Source organism: Phycisphaeraceae bacterium (genome assembly GCA_019636555.1).
Lineage (GTDB): Bacteria > Planctomycetota > Phycisphaerae > Phycisphaerales > UBA1924 > JAFEBO01.
Window position 1 is genome coordinate 3045387 of the sequence record JAHBXH010000001.1, and the last position, 25253, is coordinate 3070639.

25 protein-coding genes are annotated in these 25253 nt (G+C 60.7%); 13 read left to right on the forward strand and 12 right to left on the reverse strand.

Features of this window, described 5'->3' with window-relative positions; genetic code table 11:
- Positions 1-4 precede the first annotated feature (4 nt).
- The 3 genes from KF691_13095 to KF691_13105 all read left to right on the forward strand — a co-directional run bounded on the left by KF691_13095 (position 5) and on the right by KF691_13105 (position 2357).
- Positions 5-247, forward strand: coding sequence for a hypothetical protein (locus KF691_13095; GenBank protein MBX3390379.1), 243 nt, complete (start codon positions 5-7; stop codon positions 245-247).
- Between the two features lie 312 nt (positions 248-559).
- Entirely contained in the window at positions 560-901 is a 342-nt protein-coding gene (locus KF691_13100; protein ID MBX3390380.1) for a hypothetical protein, read from the forward strand.
- Between the two features lie 715 nt (positions 902-1616).
- Positions 1617-2357, forward strand: coding sequence for a transposase (locus KF691_13105; GenBank protein ID MBX3390381.1), 741 nt, complete (start codon positions 1617-1619; stop codon positions 2355-2357).
- 268 nt (positions 2358-2625) lie between these two features.
- On the opposite strand, the gene KF691_13110 is transcribed toward KF691_13105, so the two are convergent.
- Entirely contained in the window at positions 2626-3072 is a 447-nt protein-coding gene (locus tag KF691_13110) for a hypothetical protein (protein MBX3390382.1), read from the reverse strand.
- Positions 3073-3284: 212 nt separating this feature from the next.
- On the opposite strand from KF691_13110, the gene KF691_13115 reads away from it, so the two are divergent.
- Together KF691_13115 and KF691_13120 are read left to right on the forward strand one after the other, a co-directional pair.
- Entirely contained in the window at positions 3285-4133 is an 849-nt protein-coding gene (locus KF691_13115) for a hypothetical protein (protein MBX3390383.1), read from the forward strand.
- A 235-nt stretch (positions 4134-4368) separates the two neighbouring features.
- Positions 4369-4977: a hypothetical protein gene (locus KF691_13120; GenBank protein ID MBX3390384.1), complete on the forward strand. Its 609-nt coding sequence runs from the start codon at positions 4369-4371 to the stop codon at positions 4975-4977.
- Positions 4978-5145: 168 nt separating this feature from the next.
- Here KF691_13120 and KF691_13125 read toward each other — a convergent pair whose 3' ends face one another.
- The 4 genes from KF691_13125 to KF691_13140 all read right to left on the reverse strand — a co-directional run bounded on the left by KF691_13125 (position 5146) and on the right by KF691_13140 (position 8008).
- Positions 5146-5730 carry a PEP-CTERM sorting domain-containing protein gene (locus KF691_13125; protein ID MBX3390385.1) on the reverse strand — a complete coding sequence of 195 codons (585 nt, stop codon included), beginning with the start codon at positions 5728-5730 and terminating at the stop codon, positions 5146-5148.
- A 209-nt stretch (positions 5731-5939) separates the two neighbouring features.
- Complete coding sequence (locus tag KF691_13130; GenBank protein MBX3390386.1) at positions 5940-6515, reverse strand: DsrE/DsrF/DrsH-like family protein; 576 nt, start codon at positions 6513-6515, stop codon at positions 5940-5942.
- 12 nt (positions 6516-6527) lie between these two features.
- Complete coding sequence (locus KF691_13135) at positions 6528-6779, reverse strand: sulfurtransferase TusA family protein (GenBank protein ID MBX3390387.1); 252 nt, start codon at positions 6777-6779, stop codon at positions 6528-6530.
- Positions 6776-8008 carry an MBL fold metallo-hydrolase gene (locus KF691_13140; GenBank protein MBX3390388.1) on the reverse strand — a complete coding sequence of 411 codons (1233 nt, stop codon included), beginning with the start codon at positions 8006-8008 and terminating at the stop codon, positions 6776-6778. Before KF691_13140 ends, KF691_13135 begins: the two co-directional genes overlap by 4 nt.
- A 139-nt stretch (positions 8009-8147) precedes the next feature.
- On the opposite strand from KF691_13140, the gene KF691_13145 reads away from it, so the two are divergent.
- Positions 8148-9347: a cytochrome P450 gene (locus KF691_13145; GenBank protein MBX3390389.1), complete on the forward strand. Its 1200-nt coding sequence runs from the start codon at positions 8148-8150 to the stop codon at positions 9345-9347.
- A gap of 13 nt (positions 9348-9360) precedes the next feature.
- Here the strand turns inward: KF691_13145 and KF691_13150 are convergent, their stop codons facing one another.
- Entirely contained in the window at positions 9361-10683 is a 1323-nt protein-coding gene (locus tag KF691_13150) for a hypothetical protein (GenBank protein MBX3390390.1), read from the reverse strand.
- 672 nt (positions 10684-11355) lie between these two features.
- Here KF691_13150 and KF691_13155 point away from each other — a divergent pair.
- Positions 11356-12003 carry a hypothetical protein gene (locus tag KF691_13155; protein MBX3390391.1) on the forward strand — a complete coding sequence of 216 codons (648 nt, stop codon included), beginning with the start codon at positions 11356-11358 and terminating at the stop codon, positions 12001-12003.
- Positions 12004-12314: 311 nt separating this feature from the next.
- Positions 12315-12983, forward strand: a complete 669-nt coding sequence (locus tag KF691_13160; protein ID MBX3390392.1) for a hypothetical protein — start codon at positions 12315-12317, stop codon at positions 12981-12983.
- Positions 12984-13067: 84 nt separating this feature from the next.
- Here KF691_13160 and KF691_13165 read toward each other — a convergent pair whose 3' ends face one another.
- The 3 genes from KF691_13165 to KF691_13175 are packed head-to-tail and all read right to left on the reverse strand — an operon-like array spanning position 13068 to position 16991.
- Complete coding sequence (locus KF691_13165; protein MBX3390393.1) at positions 13068-13937, reverse strand: hypothetical protein; 870 nt, start codon at positions 13935-13937, stop codon at positions 13068-13070.
- Positions 13938-13990: 53 nt separating this feature from the next.
- The gene (locus KF691_13170; GenBank protein MBX3390394.1) at positions 13991-15775 is read right to left on the reverse strand and encodes a hypothetical protein; all 1785 of its coding nucleotides are present in this window, start codon (positions 15773-15775) and stop codon (positions 13991-13993) included.
- 28 nt (positions 15776-15803) lie between these two features.
- Positions 15804-16991 carry a YHYH protein gene (locus tag KF691_13175; GenBank protein MBX3390395.1) on the reverse strand — a complete coding sequence of 396 codons (1188 nt, stop codon included), beginning with the start codon at positions 16989-16991 and terminating at the stop codon, positions 15804-15806.
- 162 nt (positions 16992-17153) lie between these two features.
- Here KF691_13175 and KF691_13180 point away from each other — a divergent pair, with 162 nt between their 5' ends.
- Both KF691_13180 and KF691_13185 read left to right on the forward strand, forming a co-directional pair.
- Positions 17154-17708: a sigma-70 family RNA polymerase sigma factor gene (locus tag KF691_13180; protein ID MBX3390396.1), complete on the forward strand. Its 555-nt coding sequence runs from the start codon at positions 17154-17156 to the stop codon at positions 17706-17708.
- On the forward strand, positions 17705-18832 hold the full coding sequence (locus KF691_13185; protein MBX3390397.1) for a hypothetical protein: 1128 nt from the start codon (positions 17705-17707) through the stop codon (positions 18830-18832). The genes KF691_13180 and KF691_13185 overlap by 4 nt, the downstream gene beginning before the upstream one ends.
- A 63-nt stretch (positions 18833-18895) precedes the next feature.
- Here the strand turns inward: KF691_13185 and KF691_13190 are convergent, their stop codons facing one another.
- Together KF691_13190 and KF691_13195 are read right to left on the reverse strand one after the other, a co-directional pair.
- Complete coding sequence (locus KF691_13190; protein ID MBX3390398.1) at positions 18896-19825, reverse strand: PEP-CTERM sorting domain-containing protein; 930 nt, start codon at positions 19823-19825, stop codon at positions 18896-18898.
- A gap of 78 nt (positions 19826-19903) precedes the next feature.
- Positions 19904-20707: a DUF695 domain-containing protein gene (locus KF691_13195; protein MBX3390399.1), complete on the reverse strand. Its 804-nt coding sequence runs from the start codon at positions 20705-20707 to the stop codon at positions 19904-19906.
- A 111-nt stretch (positions 20708-20818) separates the two neighbouring features.
- On the opposite strand from KF691_13195, the gene KF691_13200 reads away from it, so the two are divergent.
- Both KF691_13200 and KF691_13205 read left to right on the forward strand, forming a co-directional pair.
- Positions 20819-21376, forward strand: a complete 558-nt coding sequence (locus KF691_13200) for a DUF1801 domain-containing protein (protein ID MBX3390400.1) — start codon at positions 20819-20821, stop codon at positions 21374-21376.
- Between the two features lie 217 nt (positions 21377-21593).
- Positions 21594-21878, forward strand: coding sequence for a hypothetical protein (locus KF691_13205; protein MBX3390401.1), 285 nt, complete (start codon positions 21594-21596; stop codon positions 21876-21878).
- Positions 21879-21918: 40 nt separating this feature from the next.
- Here KF691_13205 and KF691_13210 read toward each other — a convergent pair whose 3' ends face one another.
- Positions 21919-23289, reverse strand: a complete 1371-nt coding sequence (locus KF691_13210) for an amino acid permease (protein MBX3390402.1) — start codon at positions 23287-23289, stop codon at positions 21919-21921.
- Between the two features lie 96 nt (positions 23290-23385).
- Between KF691_13210 and KF691_13215 the strand changes: the two genes are divergently transcribed.
- Entirely contained in the window at positions 23386-24798 is a 1413-nt protein-coding gene (locus KF691_13215; GenBank protein ID MBX3390403.1) for an aldehyde dehydrogenase family protein, read from the forward strand.
- Positions 24799-25253: the final 455 nt, after the last annotated feature.

Here is a 25253-nt window from a genome sequence, read left to right on the forward strand (position 1 = left end):
CACCATGAAACCAGACGGTTTTCAAATGGAGATCGAGAAAACGGTCGGATCATCGCCTGAGCGCGCGACCATCAAGGCCGCAGAGCTAAAGCGACGGCTCGAATCGGTCCCGGATGACTGGGACGTACTTTTTGCCGACGGGCTTGAGTTCTTTCGGTTCAAGCGGCGTGGTGAAACGCTCATACAGATCGAGTTCAACCAAAATGTCTTCAAGGACGAGCATGGGAAGTGGCATGTTCAGTATTGACTCGGAGTCACCGTGCAAGGGATTTGTCAGTTAGTGCTGGAAAACATCCGCTCAACGGTTAATCCCGGAAACGGATAGAATTTTGTCGTGGACTTTCGTCTAAACACTACCAAGGCGGTGCAGGCGGCATCATGCCGCGTAGGTGTAAACGGGCGGTCGCTTAAGAGCCGGAGAATTAGATCATGTCGCAAATCTCTGGTGCTGGAACTCCGCCACCAAGCCCCGCATTGACGCCAACCTCCTCACCGCCGACATTCATGTGGCGATAGGGATAGGCAGGAATGGGCCGACGAACGCCGACACATCGAAACAGTGCTCATTCAGCGATTCAATTTCTTCATCGTGTTCTTCGGCGTAATTTTGGTTGGTGCCGCTACCACTTCGGAAAAACCCATTCGGTGCGTATTGCTTGCCGCGGGTCTCATTGTGACTCTCCAGATCGCGGCCACGCTACGGCGTGCTCAGCAGAAATTTGAAATCGCCTTTGACCATTTGAAAGCGTTTGGCGATCACGCTGCAGGCCTTTCGGAGAACGAAGTTGGCAGAAAAGGCAGCAAACGCGGTTGGATTAGCGGGTTGATTCCTTGGACATGCATTGCGATTTTGGCGGTATGGCTTGCATTCGAGATACGGCCGTTCATCTGCAAGGCCTGATTTGTGATCGAAAGTTGCCTGCGGCGGGTTATTTCCTTTGACGAGAAAGGCTTGATCTTCGGTCGTTTTCTGTTATACCATGACAATGATAAGTGGATCACAAAACACAAGACTTGATTTTCAATTCCTAGTGATAGCTTCCCAAAGGTGCGATAGCGAGGACTGCGTCTGGGCCATATTTTCTGACCTCGTATGCTTACAAGTCGGCGACGGCCCAATGCCTTATTCTGTTGCAGCGGTTTTCAACGAAAAAACTCTCAACGATTACCGTCCGAAGAGTTTCCTGTGGCGACACACCGCGGATGTCGAAACGGGAATTCAGGAGTTTGTGTCGGCTTATCAGCCCGTACAGGGCATTCGTAGATGGAATTCACCGGCGTAGCAGAGTAAAGACCACCACCCAGAGTAAATCGAAATCGATCGGTACGCGTGAGAACAAGAACGCCGTTGTCCACTACGCGCACTCGGATCGAATCACCATTTGAGCATTGCAGGTCAGCATCGCGGACCAGTCCCGGTATACCGACAGCGTGCATGGCATATCCCAGCACGTTCCATCGAAAACATCGCCATAGGTGGTACCCGGTCCAAGCGAAGTTTTGGAGAGATTTGAGCATGTCAATTATATTCGACTAACGTGGCGAATGACGCGAAACCCACTCACAAAGAGCATCACGAAATCGCCCGAATCAGGCTGTCGTAGGTCGATTTGGGATTGGCGCCGCACGCCTGGCACATCGACACCGCCATCCACTACAACACCGCGTTCAAGTACATGGAGAGTCCAAGCGTGACTCCCGTGCTGATGTCGCTGATTGAGCGGTCCGCAGCTCCGCTGAACGTGGTTGAGTACCAGTTCGCCGTAGATGCGACCGGCTTTGCGTTCTGCCGCTTTGATCGCTGGTACGAGGAAAAATACGGGGCCATCAAGTCGAAGAAGCAGTGGCTGAAAGCTCACTTGGCGTGCGGAACGATGACGAACATCGTGACCGCGGCGAAGGTGACGGAAAGCAACAGGAACGACGGCCCGGAACTGCCTGGATTGGTCCAGAGGACGGCTGACAACTTTGTCCTTGAAGAAGTCTCCGCCGACAAGGGATACGCCGGCGTCTTCAACCACAACGCGATCGAGGATCTTGGGGCGAAGTCGTACATCATGTTTAAGGCGGGAGCGACCGGCGCCGTAGGTGGCGCGTACGGGAAGATGTTCCACTACTTCTCGCTGAACAAGGAGGAGTTTCTCCGCCACTACCACCGTCGCTCGAATGTCGAATCGACGGTGATGATGATTAAGACGAAGTTCGGCGATTCGGTACGCAGCAAGTCCAAGGAAGCGGCGACGAACGAGATCCTCTGCAAGATCCTGGCGCACAACATCTGCTGCCTGATCTCGGCGATGTTCGAGCTGGAGCTGACGATTGACCTGGGGAAGAGGGAGTGGGCGAGGACGGCGTGATACGCCGGTCATTCCTCTCGTTTAATAAAGACGTCAAGTATGACGATTGAATCGTTTCCTGGATTTCTGATCTTGTAGTAAAAGGCGAGGCGTAAATTTCCGCGAGCAAGAAGGTAAACGTCGGGAACATCAGGCCGAGGTTGCGCTTTCGCGGCATTCGTAATTGGCTCGTACTGGAGACGATCGAGTAATCGCAAGAACTGATCGCGATCTGGCGGACTCATGTCTCGGATCTTCTGGCTCGCCTCAGATACTAGCTGTATCTCGTTCATTTGCGACTCCTCTTCAACGTTAAGAGGCTCGCCACCCCCTCCAAATTGCCCACTTCGATCATGGTCTTTTCGAGGTTGTTGTAGGCCGTACCCAGACTGGCCTCGCTTGAAGCCAATTCGTGATATGCCGAAAGCTGGTCTTTCAGACCTACCAAGTCCTTCTGGAGACTCTCTATCGACTCGCGTTGATGAGCTATATCTTTCTCTCGGGCTCGAAGTGCTTCTTCTATTCCGATCTGCTTTACCTGCTCTCGTGTCTTGCGAATCTGTATGATCGAACTCGCGACAAGCACCAATACGACAATCCCCGCACCTACGCCAAAGGATGCCCAACCCTGATCGAATCGACTGGCCGCAACTCCACAGGAGATGCTTCCAACCATGCCCAAAAAAGTGACCAGCGTGATTTTGCCCGCATCGGTCAATCGATAACGACTGTCCATCGTTCTCCAAGATAACGGGTTCAATCGCGACTTGCGTTCCGCCGTCCATTTCGCCGCTCCGGTGTCTGCCCATAAATTGCGACGCCGTGGGAGTCTGCCCACAAATTCGCCGTAATGCCTTTTAATTCAAGTGGTTGTGTCATTTTAGAGGCAAAGCCCAAAATACCAAACAAACACCTTGCAATTCATTCGCTTCATGGTAAACTACCTCCATGCCCGAGTGCCAACTCAATCCCCCGATGGTCGATCGCCTCCAGGCCCAGACGCGGCCGTTCGTCCCGCCGAACACGGTGAATTTCCTCAACGATGTCTGCCGGCCCGAGCTCTCGCTCGCCGATCTCGCGCGCATGTACAGCACCACCGTCGATGCTATTTCCGTCTGGCTCTCCCGCCCCGACGTCGTGCAGCGCCTCGCCGAGATCCGTTCCGCTTCCGCCCAGCGCGCGGGCTTCATCGCCGGGATGCACCTCCCCCACTACGCGCATTCCCTCGCCACTTCGCTCGAGCAGGCCGTCACCGAATCCAAGTTCCTCCGTCACCTCACCCTCACGCTCGAATCCAACACGCTCCGCGTTCGCTACCGCGAAAACATCCGCAAGACCGTTGCGCTCCTCGCCAACATCGCCCGCTTCGAACGCTCCGCAAAGCGCTGGTCCGCGCCGAAGTCTCCAAAGCCAACCTCTCCGCCTTCGAATCCGCCGCGTTCAGGCCCACCCGGCAAGTCTCCGCGCAACATCGATTCGCGTGCGCAGCACCGAGACACAAACAAGCAACAAGGCCGGCAGCGTCACGCCAACTCCGCCGAACAACCAGCCGATTCCGTTCGCCCCGACGCGGGATCCAATCGCCGCGCAGCATCAATCGCCCCGCCACGCCGCGTTCCCGCAGATTCCAGCAGACGCGCTTCCCGCGCGCCGCACCATTCAACCACGACTTCGCGCAAAGGCGCCCAAAGCAGCTTCGCCTCCTCATCAACCCGCAGCATCAACAAAGAACTTCGCGGCACGCGCAAGGCCCCGCCCGCCCGTTCAACCCGCGCACTCCACGGACCCGCGCCCTGATGCAAAAAGCAGCAGTGGTCCAAGTCCGGCCGCTGCGCCGCTGCAAGGCCCCCGATGAATTCGATTTTTCGGCAATTCGCCGCGCGTGATCCGGAGGCTTTCCGCTACCTTGTATGGGGGGTTGCGGCGGCTTTGGCCGGGTTTTCGCGAACCGGGAGGCGTTCTGGATTCGCCGAAGCTCGCTCGGGGTTGAGCGCGCGTGCCGCGGCAGGCACGGATTTCACGGGAGACTTTGATGACTCGGAATAACCGAAGCGCTGGTCATTCGAGCGGCTCAGCCTGTTCGCGCATCAGCGTGCTCTTGGCTGCCGCGTCGATGTGCGCGAGCGCCTCGATTGCAGTCACTCCGACCGTCAACGGGATTCTGGATGCGACCTACGGCGCACCGCGCGCGGTGCAGACGGTGCAGACGGGGTTCGGGGATGCGGTGCCGCCGGGAGACTTGAAGGGCAGCGAGCTCGACGCGGCGTACGGCGTGATCCGCGCGGGGCGGCTTTATCTCATGTTCACGGGAAACCTCGAGCGGAACTTCAACACGCTGGAGGTGTTCATCGACTCGCGATCGGGAGGCGAGAACATCCTGAGCAACGTGCCGCAGTACGACGGGGAGTACAACGCACCCGCGGGACCGTATCGCAGCGGCGCGATGGCGGGGATGCGCTTCGACGCGGGGTTCTTCGCGGACTATCACCTCTTTGCGCGCTGGGGATCGCCCGGCGGCGTGGATACGCCGTTCGAGGTGACGTTTGTGAATCGCGCGGGGGGCGGATCCGCGAAAGTTCTGAGCGTGGCGCCTTCCAGCGTGCCGATGAGCGAGCCGCGGCGGATCCCGCCTCCGGAATAGTCTGCCCAGACTTCGTTTGCCTGTTGATGAAACCGGAAGATTGTGTCGGCGTTGACCACGCCGAGCTCGGCGGTGCGGGTGACGTGCATGCGAAGACCGTCGAGCGAAATGGGCATGGAAGGACAATACGAAGAAAAAAGACGGAGCAGCGGGTGCCGCAAATCCCGTTCAATCGCGGCGGCGGCGGGCGAGACCGAGGAGCCCGAAAGGGAGAAGCGCCATCGCGCCGGGGGAGGGGATGCGCGTGAAGGTGATGTTGTCGAAGATCGCGCCGTCGGCGTCGCTCATGAGCACCACGGAGCGGATGCCGCCGGCCTGGATTCGGAGCGTGTTCTGATAGAACCACGATGTGTTGTAGTTCCCCGTCATGTCGGTGACATAGTCGATGAGTTTGCCGTTGGCGTCGTAGGCGCGGACGCTGCCGAGAAGAGACCCCCTTTCGGTGTCGCTCATCAATACGGAGAAATTGCTGACGGCCGAATCGAACGTAATGAGAACCGGGCTTGCCCAGAGGCCGGCGGCCTTGGTGCCGAAATCGCCCTTTGCGTATGAGAACACTTCGACCGCGGAGTGGTAGGTGCCGCTGGGGTCGACGATCGGCGTCATGGAGAAGTGAACGCCGAGGTGCGCGTACTGGTTGGTGACGCTGGTGGAAGCGGCGAGGTCTTCGAAGTCGATCTTCACGATTTCCGCCTGAGCGAGTGCGCCGCCGAGTACGAGCGAAAGTACACCGAGTACGAGCTTGCAATTCATGCTTCGCTTCCCCCTCTTGAAATGTTCCGATATCTGCCGCGCCTCTCTCTGCGTGGCTATTCAAAGGTGACGCGTGCCACCCGGAATGCGACTTTGTGAGAGTCGGCGCGGATCGGGTATTGGTTATTCGCTCGTAGTGCGCGGCACAGCCCGCGGGAACGAACGCCCGAGATTTCGAGCGGCGCTTCGACCGAAGATGAGCGCCTTCGTCAGATAAACAGGCTGGTCCGAGATTTCAGGGAATCGGCGAGGAACGTCGCGACACCGCCGCACTCGAGTCCGTCGAGCAGTTCGGTCTGCCGGATACCCATGACATCGCGCGACATTTCGCAGGCGATCATGCGGACATTGAGCTCGCGCGCGAGGGCGATCATTTCTTCGAGCGAGTTGACATTCTTTGCCTTCATCATGGAACGCAGCATCTTGGCGCCGACACCGAAATAGTTCATCTTGGAGACAGGCAGGGACCTGCTCGAGCCGGGCGACATGAGCGTCATCATCTTCTGGTGAAGAGATTTGCCGGCGAGCTGGCGGTCTTTTTTCATCACGCTCAACCCCCAGAATGTGAAGAACATGCTGACCTGCTGGCCCATTGCCGCGGCACCGGTCGCGATCACGAACGAAGCCATCACGCGGTCGAGATCGCCGGAAAAGACGACGATCGACACGCGGTCTTCGGCGACCCGGCCTTCCACCTGCGCGAGCCGCGTTTCGAGATCACGGACTTTCTCGCGGAGCGTTTGCAGTTCGGCGGATTCCGTTGCGATGGTGCTCTGCGCGCTCATCGGATTTACCCCTTACACAGTACGTTTGATAAAGTGAACGTAGACCGTGGCTCCATCGATCGACTCGTTCTCCTGCGCGACGAGTTCGACATTCTTCGCGATCTTCGCCCACCCTTGAAAATCCGCGACCGAGCCGCGATCGGTCGCCATGACCTTGAGAATCTGGCCCGGCTCGAGCTTGCCGATCTCCTTGCGCGCGTTGACGAGCGGCATCGGGCAGTTGAGGCCGCGTGCATCGAAGACCTGGTCGAAAGTCTGACTCATGGCGTTGCTCCGGCTCGCGCCGCGTAGGCCTGCGAGAGCGCACAGACATTCTTGCCTGTTTCGAGGGCGGCGGCGGACTCCTCGTCGGCGCTCAAGAGTCCGGCGTTGACGCGCTTGATATCCACATACTCGGGGACAAAGCGGGGCAGACTCTCAACGAGGTAGCGAACGAAGCCCTCTTCCGTATCACGCTGCAAGACGACGAGTCCATCGTTCGTGCGCTTGAGTTCGTCGAGGCTTGCAACAAATCGGCCGGAGCTGTCGGCTTCGGCGAGCGAGCTGAAGTGACCGGGAAGCACTTTGATCCGGCCGTTTAGAGCGAGAAGTTTGCGGAGTGAACGCGCATGGAGCGGCGCCCAGGTCTCGGCCTTGCCGCCGAGGTCCGGACGCGCGATCGAACGGATGAAGATGCTGTCGCCGGTGAACAGGAATCTGTCGTCGAGCGCAAGAGCGATGACCCCCAGCGTGTGACCGGGAATGTGAATTGTTCGGAGTTCGCGGCTTCCGGAACGGAAGACGCGATCGTTCGCGATGTACTCGTAGTCGATCGTGGCGGGGAGCACGTCGATCGGATGAATCGCGTCGTACGGATGAAGGTAGTACGAAGCGCGGGATCGGGCGGCCAGTTCGACGCCGCCGCTGATGTGATCGGCGTGACCGTGCGTATCGATCACCGTCTCGATCTTGAGATTCTTTTCTCGGGCCAGTTCGGTGTAGTGATGAACGTGGCGGAGCGGATCGATGACGATCGCGCTTCCACTGCTCGCGACAACGTAGCTGAGACACCCTCGCGCGGGGCGGCTGATTTGGTAGATCGAGAGATCGGGCTCTTCGACGATGGTGTGCGTCGCGTAGTACTCGCCCCATGCTTTCATGCCACCCTCGAGATTGGCGCAGGAGTAGCCGAGTCGGGTGAGCGCCTGCGCGACGTAGCTTGAGGTGTCGCCCTTGGCGCACACGGTGAGAATCTGCTTGTCGGTCGGGAGCTTCTCCTTGAGTTCTCGCTCGGCGTACGCCTCGACGGAGTCGATCATGTCGTCTTTGCCGCCGAGTTCGAGCATCTCGAAATAGGGGACATTGAACGCGGGCAACGGAGAACGGCCCTCGATGTGGAGGCGTTCGAATTCATCGCGGCTACGGACATCGATGACGAACACGTCCTGAGAGCGCTCGAGCCGATTCAGCAACTCGGCGCTCGTCACCACGGATGGAATCAATCTTTCCGCCACGGCAATCAACTCCCGAGTGAATCGCCGAACCGAGTGCGGTCGCGGCGAACGCCGGTCGGTGAAAGCTTAGTGGGGTTCGCTGCGCCTGCGCCGAAGCCCCGGGCAACGCATGGGTGAACTGCTTTCTTAGCATTTGCGCATGTCAACGCCCGCTCTCGGGAGCCGCGCTTTTAAGGCCGACCCGTTCCCGTTCTACAAGAAGCTGCGCGAAAGTGCGCCGGTGCATCGCGTCTGGCTCTCGCGCTCCACCGATGCCTATCTCATCGCGCGATATGCCGATTGCCAGAACGCGCTCAGAGATCATGAACGGATCATCAAGGATGTGACTGTCGCATCGGGCAAGCGGCCGGCGTGGATGCCGGGCTTTTTGCGGCCGCTCTCCCGAAACATGCTCGATCTTGATGATCCGGATCACGCGCGATTGCGCCGTCTGGTTCACAAGGCGTTCACGCCGCGGCTGGTCGAAACGCTCGAACCCCGGATCCTGGAAATCGTCGATCGGCTTCTCACCGACGCCGAGTCGCGCGGCGGGATGGACCTCATCCGCGACTTCGCTCTCCCGCTTCCCGTCACGATCATTTCCGAAATGCTCGGAGTTCCCGAAGAAGATCGGCACCGGTTCCAGAGATGGTCGAACCGGATGGTGAGCGCCGATACCTCGGCGCTGCACGCGCTCATGGCGGTTCCGAGCGCTTACGCGTTCATGCAATATGTCCGAAAGATGATCCGCGATCGGCGGCGCGAGCCTCGTGAGGACCTTGTTACAAGCCTTGTCGCGGCGGACGACGAGGGCGACCGACTGAGCGAAGACGAGATGGTCGCGATGATCGTGCTGCTGCTGGTGGCGGGCCACGAGACCACGGTGAATCTGATCGGGAACGGCGTGCTCACGCTGCTCGCTCACGCGGAGCAGAAAGAGGCGCTCATCCGCGATCTTTGGCTCATCGACGGCGCAATCGAGGAAATCCTCCGCTACGACGGGCCGGTTCTCATGGCGTCGGAGCGTTACGCGCTCGAGGAAGTCGAGATTCAGAATGTGAGAATCCCACGTGGATCGATGGTCTATGTCGTGCTGGCCTCTGCCAATCGAGATGAACAGCAGTTTGCGGATGCCGATGAATTCGACATTCGGCGGACTCCGAACCGCCATCTTGCTTTCGGCCAGGGGGTCCACTTCTGTCTGGGCTCGCCGCTTGCGAGAATGGAAGGTACTCGCGCTCTCTCGCGGTTGCTCGAGCGATTCCCCGGGGTCAGACTCGCAATCCCCCGCGATCGGCTGCGCTGGCGTCGAGGAATGCTGCTGCGAGGCGTGGAGTCGATGCCGGTCTTGCTGAAATGAAACGGCGGCGGTTCTACGTGCACTCCAGCGCGTCGTAGGCCGTTGCGAACAGCACGAAATCCGCGTCGTCGACCTGTCCATCATGATTCAGATCGGCAGGACAACCTTGAGGCATCGCGGGGTCGGAGCAGAGAAGCAGGTCGTACGCGCTGGCGAAGAGCACGAAGTCCGTGTCGTCGACGAGCGCATCGCACGTGAAGTCGGCGGCGCACGCGGGGGGAGAACCGATCGAATAGCGAGCAAGGAATCCGGCCGCCGATCCGCCGGCGCTTGTGAATTGTCCGGCGAGGAAGATCTCGCCGCTGGGCAGAGTCACGATCGCGTTGACATTCGAGTTGACGCCGCTGGTGAATGGGATCCACGAATTGCCGGAGCGAATGCCCACGCGCGAAACCGGCGAGCCGTCGGCGGTCGTGAAACTGCCGCCGGCGATCAGATTTCCGTCGGCGGTCGTCGCCATCGAAAACACGATGTTGTTCATTCCCGAGCCGACTGGCTGCCAGGCGGCGCCGTTCCAGCGCGCGATGAAGAGAACAAATGTGCTTCCGGAGCGTGCGAAGTCACCGCCGGCGTAGAGCGTTCCGTCGGGCAGGAATCCGAACGCGTAGGGGATGCCGCCGAGGCCGCCGCCCATCGGAAACCAGCCGGAGCCGTTCCATCGCGCGATCGAGTTGACCGCTTGCCCGTTGCCGAAGCTGAAGGTAAATCCGCCGCCGATGATGATGTCGCCGTTGGGCATTGTTGCGATCGCGTGGATCGTCCCGTTCACGCCGACGCCCATGTCGGACCAGGCGGAGCCGTTCCATCGCGCGACGTGCTGCGCGGATATGCCGCCCGCGGTGATGAACTCGCCGCCCGCGATGAGGTTTCCGTTTGTCGCAACGTGCAGCGCCCGCACCGAATGGCTGGTGCCGGTCCCGAGTTTGGACCACGATCCCGCGCTGAACTTTGCAACGTTGGCGGCACTGGTTTGGCCCGCGCTCGAGAAGAGACCGCCCGCGTAGAGATCTCCGTTCGGCGCGGCGGTGAGTGCGTAGACCGTGCCGCCGATTCCGTTGCCGATCGCGGTCCACTGATTGGTCGCCGGATCCCACGAGGCGATATTGCTCCCGCCGACACCGCCGGCGGAAGAAAAACTGCCTCCGACCACCACACGCGGACCTTCAGGCCCGGAACCGTCGGGGTCCCAGAGCGTTGCCGCGAAGATGGGTCCGTTTGTACCTGGCGCGCCGGAGCCCGGCACCCAGCCGGCGTTGCACCATTGCGCGTTCGTTGCAGGACCGAAGAGCGCTGGAATCGTGATCGCGAACGCCACAGTACGCGGGCGGGTTGACATGCCATTCACTCCTTCAACAGCGCTCCGAACATCTTACCGACAAATGTTGACAGAACGACCGCGCATTGCTGAACGAAGCGCATCGATTCATTTCGCAGCCGCCGCCCTTCGTCTTTATGCAATCTGAATACGTCTCGACACGACCGGCCCGATCGAAAACGGTTACACCGCTCGGGCTTTGGCTCAAGAGTGACGGCATCCAAGGAATCCCGCCCTTCGAAGCCTGTTCGAACTCGCCCGCGTTTTGCTATCGATTGCGAAGCCCGGGGCGCGGTGTCGGACGCGCACTATTTGATTACGCGATCCCTCTGCACACTAATGAATGGCATTTGGATGGTTGACATGCTGCATCCAAAAACCGAACAGACCAAGATGTTTGCATGTTCCATTTTGTCCATTGAAGAAAATTGAGGCGAATACCTATGTCGATTCTCTGGATTTCATCTTGCGAGATGAATGGGTTTGTATAGCATCGCGGAGTTCGGGTCTGCCATCGCGGTCCGCCCCGCGATCAGATCAGTTGGATTTGGGTGTCGGACCACCGGTTCCATCCGTTGCTCGTCCGGTGCGCCCGCGAGAGACAAGATTGCCGATCCGCCAAGTACGCCGACTCGATCCGGGCTCGTTGCCCGGAGCGGCTCTGCTTGCCGTCGGCACGGGAGGAGAGAGCACATGAATCGACATTTGGCTTCAGCACTTGTGGGCGTTGCAACGCTTGCTGCCACAGCGTTCGCCGACGACTTTGCCCCGCCTCCATACAGAGGAGGACCGCTGTCGGTGTATGCGCGATGGGAATTTCCTTCGGAGCCGACGAATTGGCTGAATGTGACGCCGACAGCATTCAGCGCGGTGGCGGGGCCGCCCGCTTACCACCTGTTTGGTTTGTTTGAAACACACGCCTTCGGTGACGGGGGCGACTGGCAAACCGGTCCGATCGGCGGCATCACTCCAAAGCACGGTGACGCGCTCATCAATTTCAAACTACAGAACTGGGTGGACGACTTGCCGATCAAACTCCTGCGCATTCAAGTGACCTGGAGCGGACTGAAGCCGCCGGACATTTTTTCCGTCGTCGGTTTCGATCCGCTGATCATTCCGCATCTCGGCGAGCTGGTCGGCGGCGGCGTCGTCGATGATCATCATTTTTATCAGGACTGGAAGATCCGGCCCAATCCGGATTGGGACCTGATCACGCTGAAAGTAAAAGAAGGTTCAGTTCTCCACGAAGTTGTGATCGACACGATTTCGATCCCGGCTCCGGGCGCCTTCACTCTGGCCGGATTGGCATCGCTGATTGTCGCCCCACGACGCCGACGCTGATGTTGGTTCAGGAGGGAAGAAAGGGTGCGTCCGAGGCATCTCGGCCGCGCCTTTTTATTTTTGCAAATCCTGTCCTGTGGTCCGGCCCAAGCGGACCCAACATCCCGCGGAACCCGCACTTGACCGAAGAGCGGAGCAGCGGCTCCAGGTCCCAAAGCCATGTAACGAGTGGCGTCCCATAAAACCACATGTAACACTTTCTGCACGGTCTTCCCCTAATTCCGTAGACGGAAACTGCTGCATCGATTAGTCTTGAAGCTCGTTGTGGATCGTTACTGTAACTGTTCCGCGAAACTCAAGAGGAGAGAACGATGAGACGTATTCTGACAGCCTTGGTGGCTGGCGCGGCATGCGCGACTGGCGCCCAAGCAGTCGTCGTCAATGTCGACCCGAGCGGACCCTCGTGGCTTGGCTTCATGAATGTGTTCGAACTGCCTTCCAATGGTGGCGGCTACGTCTTCGGAAGCCCCTGGGGCCCACCCGATCTCACGGCTGTGTTCAATGATCCGGGCCACACCCTGACGCTCGGACCGAACACCATCGGTGATCCCGATCCGTTCTGGTACACGCCGAGCGGCGGACCGGGCGCGATGGGGAACAAGGTCATGCAAGCCAACCTCTACCACGAGGTGACGGACACGTATTCGGGCCAGATGGTGACGTTCCAGGGCAAGGTGCTCTCGAACACGCTGGCGGGTTCGCACGTCGGGATGATCTTCATCCGCGATTTCGCTCCGGACTATTCCTCGTCGGTGGACATCTTCATCCCGATCGTCGCCGGCAACTTCAGCCTGAGCCTCAACACGATCGCCGCGCCGGGCCGCCATGTTCAGTGGGGCTTTCAAGTGACGGGACCGTGCGTGTGGGTGACCGATGTCGGCCAGTACGGCACCGCGGTGATCGAAACGATCCCGACGCCGGGCTCGCTCGCGCTGTTTGCCATCGGTGGTCTTGCCGCGGCTCGCCGCCGTCGCGCCTGATCGCATTTTGATGCATGATCAAATCTCCTGGGCCGCCGATCGAAGGATCGGCGGTCTGTTTCTTTGGGGGTGGGATGTCTGAAATCAGCGGCTGGCTTTGCGCGCCTCGATGAGCGATTCCTGCTGGGAAGCGAGCGACTCGATCTGGCGGCGCAGGCGTGCGATCTCTTCTCTGGCGTCTTTCGGAAATTCGTCGGAGAATGACAATTCCCCTTCGCTCGTGACCGACCATCGATCCGCGTTTACTTCGAGCACTTCAAACTGCTGCTTGGAAGCAAGCAGGATCTGGTGTTCGAGTTGGTGAATGCCGAGAAGATTCTCGGGGTTTGCCTTGGCGTTGAAGCCCGCTGCGAACTCGTCCGCATCTTTTCTGGAAACACCCCGAGCGGCGAGGTCCTTGGGAATGCGCGCCGAAATGCCGCGGAAATAATCGATCACGGCTTCGTGGGAACTCGTTGCCGTTTCGAGCAGCGACTGTCGTGCTTGTACGGATTGTGCATCGGTCAGGCCGGTGTAGGAAGTCCCTCCCGCATCGGCAAACGCGCCGGCGGCATCGATGTACTTTTTCAGAATCTGGTTCTGTTCCGCGGCAAGCGCGGCTGCGTATTCCATGACCGCTTTTTCTGCGCCCGTGGAAGAGGCCGCGACGGCTTCGAGTTTCTTTGCGGTCTCGGCAGTGAGGCGGATCGCTTTCTCGTCATCGCCGTCGAGCGAGGCCTTTCGGGCTTCTTCGGAGATAGCACGGATCTCGGCGAGTGCCGCGGGATTCGATGTCTCGGGCTTCGATGGGATCTCGCGAGGCGCCTGGGCAAGCCTTGCACTTCGAACCACGAGTGCGACGATCACGATTGCGGCGAAACCGGCCACCGCAACCAACAAAAAAGGAAAGCCGGAGCGCGCTTGCGGCTGCGCGGAATCGGTCTTCTCGCGATGGAATCCATCGGTGCCGGGCACGACGCTCTCCGGTTGTTCTCGATCAAATGTATGAACGTGATTTGCCGCGGCGCTCAGGGCGGGCTGATTTCGACTTCATGTTTTCGATATTTCATGTCGGTCAGCGTTTTGAGGAATGCGACCAAGGCTTTGCGATCTTCGCAGGAGAGGGCGAGGCCGCCATCGGGATGCTTGGAGATGTTCGGATCGAGCGTGTCGGAGGGGTGCACTCCATCCGCGTAGTGATCGATGACTTCTTCGAGCGTTGCGAATCGGCCGTCGTGCATGTACGGCGCGGTGAGTTCAACATTGCGAAGCGAAGGAACCTTGAACTTTCCGGCGTCGGTGCTTCGGCCGGTCGCTGATTGGCGGCCGCGATCGGAGAATTCGGAGTCGAGTCCGTTGTTTTTAAAGAGGTTGTTGGTGAAAAGCTCGTTGCCGTGACAATGGAAGCAGTCGGCGCCGAGGCGGCCGCGGGCGGGATCGAATTCGAGGACGAAAAGCGTCAGCCCGTGTTTTTCTTCGTCGGTGAACTGCGCTTCGTCGCGCACGGCGCGATCGAACTTCGAATCGCCGGAGATGAGCGTGAGAAGATACTGCTCGAGCGCGAGCCCGAGGCGCTCGTCGGTGATGCCCGGCGAGCCGAAGGCCTTTTCGAAGAGCGCCGGATAGTCGGGGTCGGCGCGGAGCTTGGCAACCGCGGCATCAAGGCTCTGGTGCATCTCGCGCTCGTCCTGGATCGGCGCGAGCGCCTGATCACGGGGGCGGGTGCGCTTGCCGTCCCACGTCATGGATGTCATCCACGCGAGATTAAAGAGCGGCATGGTGTTGCGTTTCCCGAGCAACCCGTCGACACCTTTGCTGTAGGCGTTGCCGGGATCGGAGAACGCGGCATCGGGGTGATGGCAATCCGAACAGGATTGGGCGTTGTTGGCGGAGAGTTTCTTTTCGAAGAACAGTTTTTCGCCAAGGGATACGCCCTCGACCGTGAGAGGGTTGTCGGCTGGAAGGGGCGGCTCGCCGAATCCTTGCGGGATTTGCAGATAGAACCGGCGCGTCCCGGGCGGAATGGATGTGCTCGCCAGCGGCGAGGTCTCTTCAGTCGGCGTGGATCGCGAGATTTCTCCGAGTGAGATCGCTCCGGCGATATTGGAAGCAAGAAGGCCCGCGAGAGGATCATCGTCCGCGGAATGGGTTGAATCCGCGCCGCCCGCGTGCCGGATCACGATGCGATTTGGCGCATCGAAGATTCGAGACACATCGAAGCGGAGCGCGAGCGCCGAATCCCCGTCGACCGAGATCGGGCCCGGCAGCGAAAAGTGCATGAGGTGACGATCGGTCGCGATGTGGTACGAGTATCCACCGAGCTGATCCGCCGGGAGCACATACCGGCCTTCGATGGCGAGAAAGACATAGCCGCCCTGCCAGCTCCAGTGCAGCCCGTTCAACACCGGGTTCAGCGCATCTTCCGGGCCGTACTGCGACGGATCGCTGTGGTTACGCTCGGGCTCGAGGCCGATGTCGAATTCGATTCCGGAATAGTTTTCGTCGGGAACGGCGCCGAGATCGATTCCGATTCGGCTTTCCGCGGCATCGATGAAACCGACGGTCGAGATTGCGAGGGGTGGCGCGTGCGAGCGAAGCAGCCGGATGTTTGAAACCAGATAGGAGAGACGAGTCACCGAGATCGTGTTGCCGCCGGAAGTGCGGAGGCTCACATCCTCGAATCGCATCGGCTCGGGGCCGAAAACATGATCGAACACGAGCCGCAGATGGGGATCGGAGGAAGGTGCGCCCGCTGCCGGAGCGCCGAGCGAGATCAACACCAGCGCGAGGATGGTGAGGATTCGCGACTTCATTTGATTCCGCCGCGCGAAGCGCTGCGGGTCAATTGCAGACGAGGGCATCGTACGCGACCGCGAAGAGAACGAAATCAGCGTCGTCCACCGATCCATCGTGATTCAGGTCCGCGTAACAGCCGGCAGGCATGTCGGCTTCGGTGCACAACAGGATGTTGTACGCCGGAGCGAACATTGCAAAATCTGCGTCGTCGATCTGGCCGTCGCAATTCAGATCGGCCTCGCAGTAGGGCGCGGCGCCGGAAGGGACAGAAACCGAGTGCGAGGTGTTGTCGGTTTGGAGCACCCCGTAGTACTGCGGGCCGACGATGTAGGGGTAGGCGGAAGCGCCGGACGCGTCGATGGTCGTGAAGTAGGCGTAGGTGCCGCCGGGATAGTCGGGCGTGACGCAGAAGCGACCGTTGTATTGATCGAGATTGCCGAGGCCCGCGATGTATTCGAAATCTTCGATGTAGTAGCCCAGCGGATAGGTCGTGCTGACATTCGGACCGTAATTCGTGGGGGTCAGGACCGTTCCGTTCGGGAGGGTTGTGCGCGTTGTAATTGAGCGCGCGCGGTAGCTCGAATTCAAGCGCACGACTCCCCCGCTTCCGTCGGCGTTCGCGAATCCGTACGGGCCGTAGATCGGGAATCCGTCGAACGCAAAACCGAGAATCGGAGAGTGCTTCGTGCCGCTGTCTCCAAGAACGATGCGCAAGCCGATCGGAGTCTGGTGATGGTGATAGGCGCCGCCGGGAGCCGGGTGTCCGCCGGCCGAATCGAAACTCGGCCCTTCGACAATGACCGCGTTCTGATTCCAGAAGCCCTTGTTCTGATAGGAGCGCGCATCTTTCGCGTTGAAGATTTCGACGCCGTCGATCCAGAGCCCGATCGCGCCGAGACCGGTGCTGGTGTGTGTTCCGGTCGCGGCGGTCGGCGTATGTGGGAAGCGTGCGAGGATGTTCTGGTTTGAAGGCGTGTTGGGATTGCTCGGCCACGGACCGATCGGATAGGCGGGGATTCCCGTGGCGTTGACGTAGGAATTGGTCGAAGTCGTGCGCACCTGCTGCACATCGGAGAGGATCGTGCTGAGGATGTTGTTGATGAACGCGTCGCTGCTCTGGCCGTGACTCCCGGTCGCGTTCTGCTTCCAGGCTTTCACGTCCGGTTGCGCCGACGAAAGTTGAGCGACCCCGGACGCGACAGCAAAGAAAGCGAAAGCGGAAATGGCTCGCATGCAGACCTCCTCGGACGTGCGGTTCGGGCGTGGGGTCCCCCGAGAGAATTGGCCCTGGCGACCCGCCGGGGGACACCCGCCGGTTTTTTCTGCAATGATCGGGGGCGTTCGTGCGTTCGTGTCCCCCAAGGGAGCGAACGCACCAATAGAAGGAAGAGGCACTTGCCGCAGCGCAGCACCGAGGATCGCCTGGCCGAATTCGAACAACTGGCCCGGCGGCATGCCGAGATGCTTGCTGCGTATCTGCGGAGCCTTCTCGTGGGTGTGGGATCGGGCGCTCTGCTCGATGATGTGTTCCAGGAGGTGATGATGGTGGCGTGGAGGCGGATCGACGATTACGACCGCACGCGACCGTTCGACGCGTGGTTGCGGGGGATCGCGCGCAATCTCGCGATGGAGCACGCCCGAAAGAACACTCAACGAATGGTGATGTCGGACCCGCGCGTGCTCGATTTGCTCGATGCGCGATACGACGGCTTCGCGGCGTCGTTGCCCGCCGGCGGATCTTTCTCTGAGGGAATCGATCGGCTGCTCCGCTGCCTGGCAGAACTGCCCGCCGCGATGCGCGAAGTGATGGAACTGGCCTATGCCCGCGGCATGATGCTCAAACAGATCGGGCTCGCGCTCGGGGTCGAAGAAGAGACGATCAAGAAGCGTGTGCAGCGCAGCCGCGCGGCGATCGCGGATTGCCTTCGCAAACAGGAGGGATCGCCATGAACGAGCGCAGCAATTCTTCCGAAGCTGAGTTCATCGGGCCCGACCCCGCCCGCGATGCGCAGAGTCAGGCCGATGAGCTCTTCGTACACGGCGCGCTTGGCGCATTGCACGAGCGCGCGGAAAACGCGGCTGAGCGGCGGATGGATCGGCTGGCGGGCGCGCTGCGCCGGTCCGAAATGCCGAGTGGCAGGCGATTGAACTGGGCACGAATCCGGCGGTTCTCGGGTGTGCTCGCTGTTGTGCTCGCCACGCTCCTGACCGCGTGGATCTTTAGTTCCGCCGCGACGAATCAGGCCCGCGCCACGCTGATGGCTTCGATCCAGGCGGCACGAAATGCCGGGGATCGGCGCTACGAAGTGCACATACTTTCCGCGGATGAGACGGAAATGCCGGAGCAAGCGGAGGCTGTTTTCGACAGCAGCGGCTCGAATTTCCTGCTGCGCGCTCGGGCGCCGAATGGGCACACCGCGATCGCGGGGAAAGACTCGATCGGCGAATGGGCGATCCGGCGTGAGGGCGGGATCGAGCGGCGCGATCCGCGTCGGGCCTGGCCGCGCTGGGCGACCGCGGAAGGCGAATCAATTTTCGCGGAGTCGATCGAGCAATTGCTGGAAGCGCTCGCATCGGGCTACGAACTCAGGGCTCTCGAACCAGAAATCGTGGATGGACGCTCCTTCCGACGTATCGAAGGCACGAAACGCGCCGGCGCATCGCGCCCGCTCGCCGATCGCATCGAGCTCTGGATCGATGCCGAGACGATGATCGCGGAGAAAATGGAGATGGACTGGACCGATCATCCGGGTCCGCGCGGTCCTGCTGGGAGACGTCCGCCGCCATCCGAGGGCGAAGGTCCGCGGGGTGAAAAGCCAGATCGGCCGCCGCCGGGAATGCCGCCTGCAGGAATGCCGCCACCGCGCGGCGAGAGACCTCCGCCTCCGGAAGCCGGGCCCGGGATGCGTCCACCGCCGCCGGGGGCCCAAATGCCGGGAGCGCAGACGCGGGGAGCAGTGCCGAGGCGCGCCGGTATCCGCAAACTCATCATCACACGCGTCGAAGCGCCGGAATGGCCCGCGAACTGGTTTGCGCCGGAAGCGCACGAAGACGGGAGTTGGGGCGAGCCCTGAAAACAAAAAATGAAACGCCCGGCGGTCTGCCGGGCGCTTTTTGATTCAGGAAGAATTCGCTATTCAGGATCGACGGCGGCGAGTCGCGCCGAAGAGTCCGAGCGCGAGCATCGCACCTGCAGCCGGAGCCGGAATCGCGAGGTAGGCGTTTGGCGCCCAGCACGCGCCGCTTGCTCGCTGGGAAGCATCGGTCAACGCAAACGTGAAGCTCTTGTCGTACTGCAGCGTCGTCAGATTGAAGCCGAAGATGTTCACGACCGACGAGCTCGGCGCCTGCTCGGTCAGCCAGGCGTAGCCGCCGCCGATCGCGAGGCCGTCGATCTGGTTGTGACCGGTCGGAAAATCAGCGATCTTGATCATGTCGCCGGTGCCGAAGGCGTCGACGGTGTAAATCGCGCGCTGATAGGTGCCGCCGGAACCGGTCGTGTCGGTACCGTTGGTGACCCAGAACTTTCCGTCCGCGGCGTTGAAATCGATTCCGCCGAACTGAATCGTGCCGCTGTTGGTGCCGACACCGGTTGGATCGAGCCAGACCGAAGTCATGACGCATCGCCCGCCGGAATCGGGAGTGGTGTTCACCTGATAGATGCCGCGCTTGTAGACGGTGCTTCCGAACGAAGTCGATGCGTAGAGCTTGTTGTTGGCGAACGCGAGCCCGTCAACGCCGGTCGCGGTAAAGCTCACGTTGTCGTTGGTTCGGTACATGCCGCCGATGAACGCGGGAACAGTCCCAACACTGCCGTACGACCAGACATTCAGACGAGCCGCGTCATTGGCATAGAGCAGCCCGTTGGCGGTGTCCGCGGCAAGTCCGTTGACCTTTTTGTTTGCTGCGCTATTCCACAGAGTCGTGGTCGTTCCGCTGTTGATGTCGAGGTACACAGCCGCGGGATTCGTTGTGGTCGGCGAGGTGGTGCCGAACACCAGTTGTGCCGATGCCCCGGAAGCGACAACGGCCGCCAGGGCGGCGGGAACGAAAATCTGAATACGCATGCGCTCTGTCTCCTTGTTCTCTCTCGCGTCGGCCGACCCCGCTCCTACACGGGTCCGGCCGCGGAAGGCGGCAGCATATCACATGGCGTCGTCGCCGCCGGCACCTTTTTCGACCGCCCGAGTTTGCCAGCCGTCGTACGTTCCGCCCAGTCGCTCGGCCTCGACCGTGATCGCGCACGTCTGCTCGAATATTTCATCGATATCGATGACCGAATCGATGGCGAATTCCGCGGGCCAACCACGGGCTTCGCGTCGGCCGGTTTCCATGATCATCTCGTAACCGTTTGATCGCACCCACTGCATGAATTCCATCCTGGCTTCCTCGGTCGGAAGAAACGCCATGTGCTCGATCGGCCTTGGCACGGAATGGTCGTCGCCGTATTCCTCGAGTTGTTCGATGACCGCGAGATCTTCGTTCCAGCGGATCTCCTCCGCAGTGGGAAGCGCCGCCGAGAATTGCTTCCAGCCGGGGTCGTTCTCGCTTCGAACCACGATGCCGACCTGTGCGCCAAGCCCGATTCCGGCACGCATCGGGCCGCCTGCTTTGGCTCCTGCGGCAACCGCACGCAGAAGTGTTTCGGAGTTCGACCCGTACAAGATCCACGTACGCCGGCCGTCGGAGGTGACAATCGCGGCCAGCACCGCGTTGCACTGGTCTGCCGCGGCAGCAACGTGTTCATCAAGCAATTGCAACTGCTCGAGCGCTCCCGGAGCGGGCAGGCCGTCGGCGTCCTGGTCCGCGAATCGGGCGGAGGCCAGCACGCACGAGTTCAGGCCCTCTCGCTTCGCGGCATCGATGCAGTGTTCTTCAATTTCCACGATCGCGGGTTTGCCGCTGAGAACGCGCTGATAGATCCGAGCATTGGGCTCGTGTTTGCTCATGGGGCTTCAGAATAAGGCGGGAATCACGAAGCGGCTTCCGAAGGTCCTCCTCGCGGTGAGAGGCCCGCCAAGCCCACGCTTGACTCGGTCAGGGCTCGGTAGACTACACAAATGCAAAGCAAAGCCGCGACAGTTCAGGCCTATCTCGCTTCCCTTCCTCCGGATCGTCGCGAAGCGATCGAAGCTGTCCGGAAAGTGGTGCTCAAGAACCTCGACAAGGACTATGTCGAGAACATGAGCTACGGCATGATCGGCTACTGCGTGCCGCATAGCGTCTATCCGAAGGGCTATCACTGCAAGCCGGAGCAGGCGCTTCCGTTCGCGGCCCTGGCCTCTCAGAAGAACTACATGTCGATCTATTTGATGTGCACCTACGGCAATGCTTCGCACATGAAATGGTTTCAGGAAGCCTGGGCCAAGAGCGGCAAGAAGCTCGACATGGGGAAGTCTTGCATTCGTTTCAAGAAAATCGAGGACCTCGCGCTGGACGTGATCGGCGAAGCGATCCGGCGCGTGCCGGCGAGGAAATACATCGCGGAAGTGGAATCGGCGCTCGCGAACCGGACGCCGGGCAAGCCCGCTGCAAACAAGCCCGCTGCGAAGAAGGCGGCGCCAAAGAAGTCGGCCGCGAGGTCTTCAACAAAGAAAGCCCCGCGCGCCGGCAGGTAGTCGCCGGGCTGTTCTAACGGGATCCGCCCGACGATCGAAAAAAAACCGCGAGTCTTCGCGGGCTAGTCAAGGACCAATAAAGGTGTTGTCCGGCCGCGGACGAATTCCGGGGACGTCCGCGGACCGGACAACAGGGTGATATTGGGGGACTGGGATGAGATGGGCATGAAAGCCGAGTAAGAAATCCGCGCGAGTCGCGCGACGTACACTTCCTCCAATGTCACTGACCGAGCGACAGCGAATTCTGGCGGAGACGACCGCCGCACGCGACAAAGCCGAAGCTCTGCTGCGGGGATTGATCGAGGCCCGCCAGGTTTCGGACAGGCGGCTGGCCGAATTGAAATTGGGCGACCAGCTCAAGAAAGTGACGGGCAAAAGTTCGATGGACAACGCCGTTGCCGCGGCACAAAGGTCGGTCGATATGCTGAATCGCGCCCTCGACGATTTCAAACGCGATCTATCGGAAGAAGACCTGGCGATGGCGTACGACCCGAAAAAGTGAGCGCGGGGTCAAAGCTCCAATGTCGCCAACGCGGACGCGGTTATACCGCGGCGTGTGCTGCAGGATACAACCACCGCCACACAAAATACACCGGCACGCCCGCGAACAGGACGCCGATCCACGGAAGCGTCGAGCCCGGATCGGCCACAATCGACAGCACCGTCATCCCCACGCTCGCGAGAACGAAGATCAGCGGCACGATCGGATACCCGGGAACCCGGAACGGCCGTGCGTGCTGGTGTCGCCGGGCTCGCAGGACAAAGAGAGCAATGGCTCCCATTCCGTAGAAAATCCACATTGTGAAGACAAAGGAGCTCGCCAGACTCTCGAAGTTTTTGAGCAGCGTGACGGCAAGGCAGGAAAGCGCGAGCTGAACCCAGAGCGCGACCGCGGGCGTTTCGAAACGCGGGCTGATTCGGCCCAGAAACCTGAAGAGCAATCCATCACGCGCCTGCGCGAAAGTCACGCGTGCTCCGGTCATGACAGATGCGTGCGACGAGCCGAGCGTTGAGATGATGATGACAACGGCGATCAAAGTCGCGCCCGTCGGCCCGGTCAGCCGTTCAACCGTCGTCATCGCGATCGTTTTCGATCCCCGCATTTCCGGCAGCGGCACGAACCAAAGGTACACAAGATTTACGAGCAGATAGAGACCAATAACCGCGAGCGTCCCCGATATGTACACCCGCGGCAGCGTGCGCTCAGGGTTCTTGATCTCCCCCGCGATCGCGCCGATATCGCTCCAGCCGTCGTACGTCCACATGATCAGCGTGAGTGCCACGAGCACGCCCTTCCACAGCGGAATCTCAACAGCAGACTGAGCGAGAGTTCCGACGGTGGATGCGCCGCCATACACGACGCGGAAAAGACCGAGCGCGATCACACCCACGAGTGCCGAATACTTCAATGCCGTGACCACCATCGAGAATCCGGTCGATTCACGCACGCCGATCACGTTGATGAGCGTCAAAACAAACAATGCGCTGCATGTGAGCAACGCGGGATTCCATTGCAGCCCGGTGAGGGTGTTGAAGTACTCGGCGAAGATAAAGGCGATCCCGCCGGCCGCCGCGGGCTTGGTGATCAGCATGTATGTCCAGCCGAAGACGAACGCCGGGCACGAGCCGAACCCCTCGCGGATGAAAACATAAATGCCGCCGGAGTGCGGCATCATCGCGGCGAGTTCCGCAAACGTGAGCGCGCCGCAGAGCGCGATGAGACCCGCAGCCAGCCAGAGCGCCAGAATCATCCACGGATCGCCGAGGTTCTGCGCGATCGTCGTGGGCGTGCGGAAGATGCCGCTGCCGATGACCACCCCCACCATGACGGCGATCGCGCCCCAGAAGCCGACCTTGCGGGGAAGATCGGGGACGAGTTCGCCGATGCCGGAAATTGAGGGGTCGGATTTCACGGGGCAGAGAATATCGCGCCGCCCCACACCCCCAGCCCCCACCGCCCACTGCCATCCGCCGCCTGCCCCCACTCTTCAGCAGCAGTACGCTTCGGCATGAACCCGAGCGAAACTGTCGCGGCGTCCGCCCGATGCCAGCGCGCGTGGAGCGCGCTGCCCGCGCGTGAACGCGGCAAAGTTCTCCGCGCGATCGCTGCAGCGCTCGATCAATCTCGTTCCCTCATCATCGCCGCCGCGGCATCCGAAACGTCGCTCACCGATGCCGAACTCGCCCCCGAATTCTCCCGCATGACGCGGACGCTCGAGATGTTCGCCGCGCTTGTGGAAGAGGGAAAGTGGGTCCGCGCGGCAGTTTCGCCCGCAGAATCCGACCCTTCCTCGGCCATCGGCCCCAATCACGATGTGCGCTCGATGCTCATCCCTCTGCGAGGCGCCGTAATCGTCTTCGGCGCGAGCAACTTTCCGCTCGCGTACGGCGTCTGCGGCGGCGACACGGCCAGCGCGCTCGCCGCGGGCTGCCCTGTCGTCGTCAAGGAGCATCCGGCGCACCGCAATACCGGCCGCCTGATCGCGAGCATCGCGCGCGACGCGATCAAGTCTGCGAGATTCGACCCCGACCTGCTCGGGTATGTCGAAGACGATGGCAAAGACACTCCGGCACTGGCCAAATCTCTCGTCGAACACCGGAATGCTGCGGCAGTTGGCTTCACAGGCTCGACTTCGGTCGGCAGCACGCTCATCAAGATTGCCAACGCGCGGCCGATTCCCATTCCAGTCTTCGCGGAGATGGGGAGCGTCAATCCGAACATCGTTTTTCCCGGCGCTCTGGCAGCGCGCGGGCCCGCGATCGCACAGCAGCTCGCATCGTCGATCGCCGCGCGGCACGGTCAGCAGTGCACATGCCCCGGCATTGTCCTCGTACCCTCGAACGATCACTTCTTCGCTTCGATGCTCGAAGATGAGCTGGGCAAATCGCCGGCGCGAACGATGCTTTCAGAAAACGTGCGAACCGGCTTTCAGCGCTCGGTCGCGAAGGTCGCAGCGGCGCTTGGAGAAGATGTCTCCGAGCACCCCGACGGCTCAGACAAGACCGTGCCGCTCGTGCTCCGCGCGCCCACCCGGGCCGGACTCGAATTCTCGGAGGTGCTCGAGACGGAAATGTTCGGCCCCGCGGCGGTCGTTCTCTCGGGCACAATGGAAGAGTCTCGCGCCGTGATTGAAACGCTACCAGGCTCGCTCACGATTTCACTGTGGTTTGATGACTCCGATCTCGAACAGGTCCGTGGGCTGCTGCCCGAGGTCGCCGCCCGCACCGGCCGCATCATTTTCAACGGTGTGCCGACCGGCGTCCGAGTTGCGGAGGGCATGGTGCACGGCGGCCCGTGGCCCGCGACCAACCGCCCCGAGTCAACGGCGGTCGGGCCGAGAGCTATTGAGCGGTGGTGCAGGCCGGTGTGTTATCAAAACTACCGGCAGTGGGACGATTTGTCGGCAGAGCCTGGAAAGTAGTCTCTTGGAGTTTCAACGATGTTGTGATATCCTCGGATAAAACGGGGATTCACTATGCGCTTCCGTGTTTGTGTTTGGTTGACTTTCCTGATGATCGCCTGCGCTGCCGGCGCTCCTTGTGCGAGGGCACAGTGCGAGTTTGACTGGTTGCCGGGCGAAGGAATTCCCGGTGTCAATGGAACTGTGACGGGCATTGTCGAGTGGGACCCAGATGGCCCGGGGCCGGCAAAGTCGGTCGTTGTGGTTGTGGGCGACATCACGCTCGCCGGCGCCACGAAAGTGTCCGGCGTCGCCGCGTGGGACGGCTCCCAATGGATTCCGATCTCGGTGCCGACGACTTCCGGCACACCAACTGCCATCGCGGTTGACGGCATTGATTTGTACGTCGCCTACGAGTATCCATACAACCCGCCACTCGTCGCTCCGCCCGCGAAGGTTTTTCGCAATCGGAACGG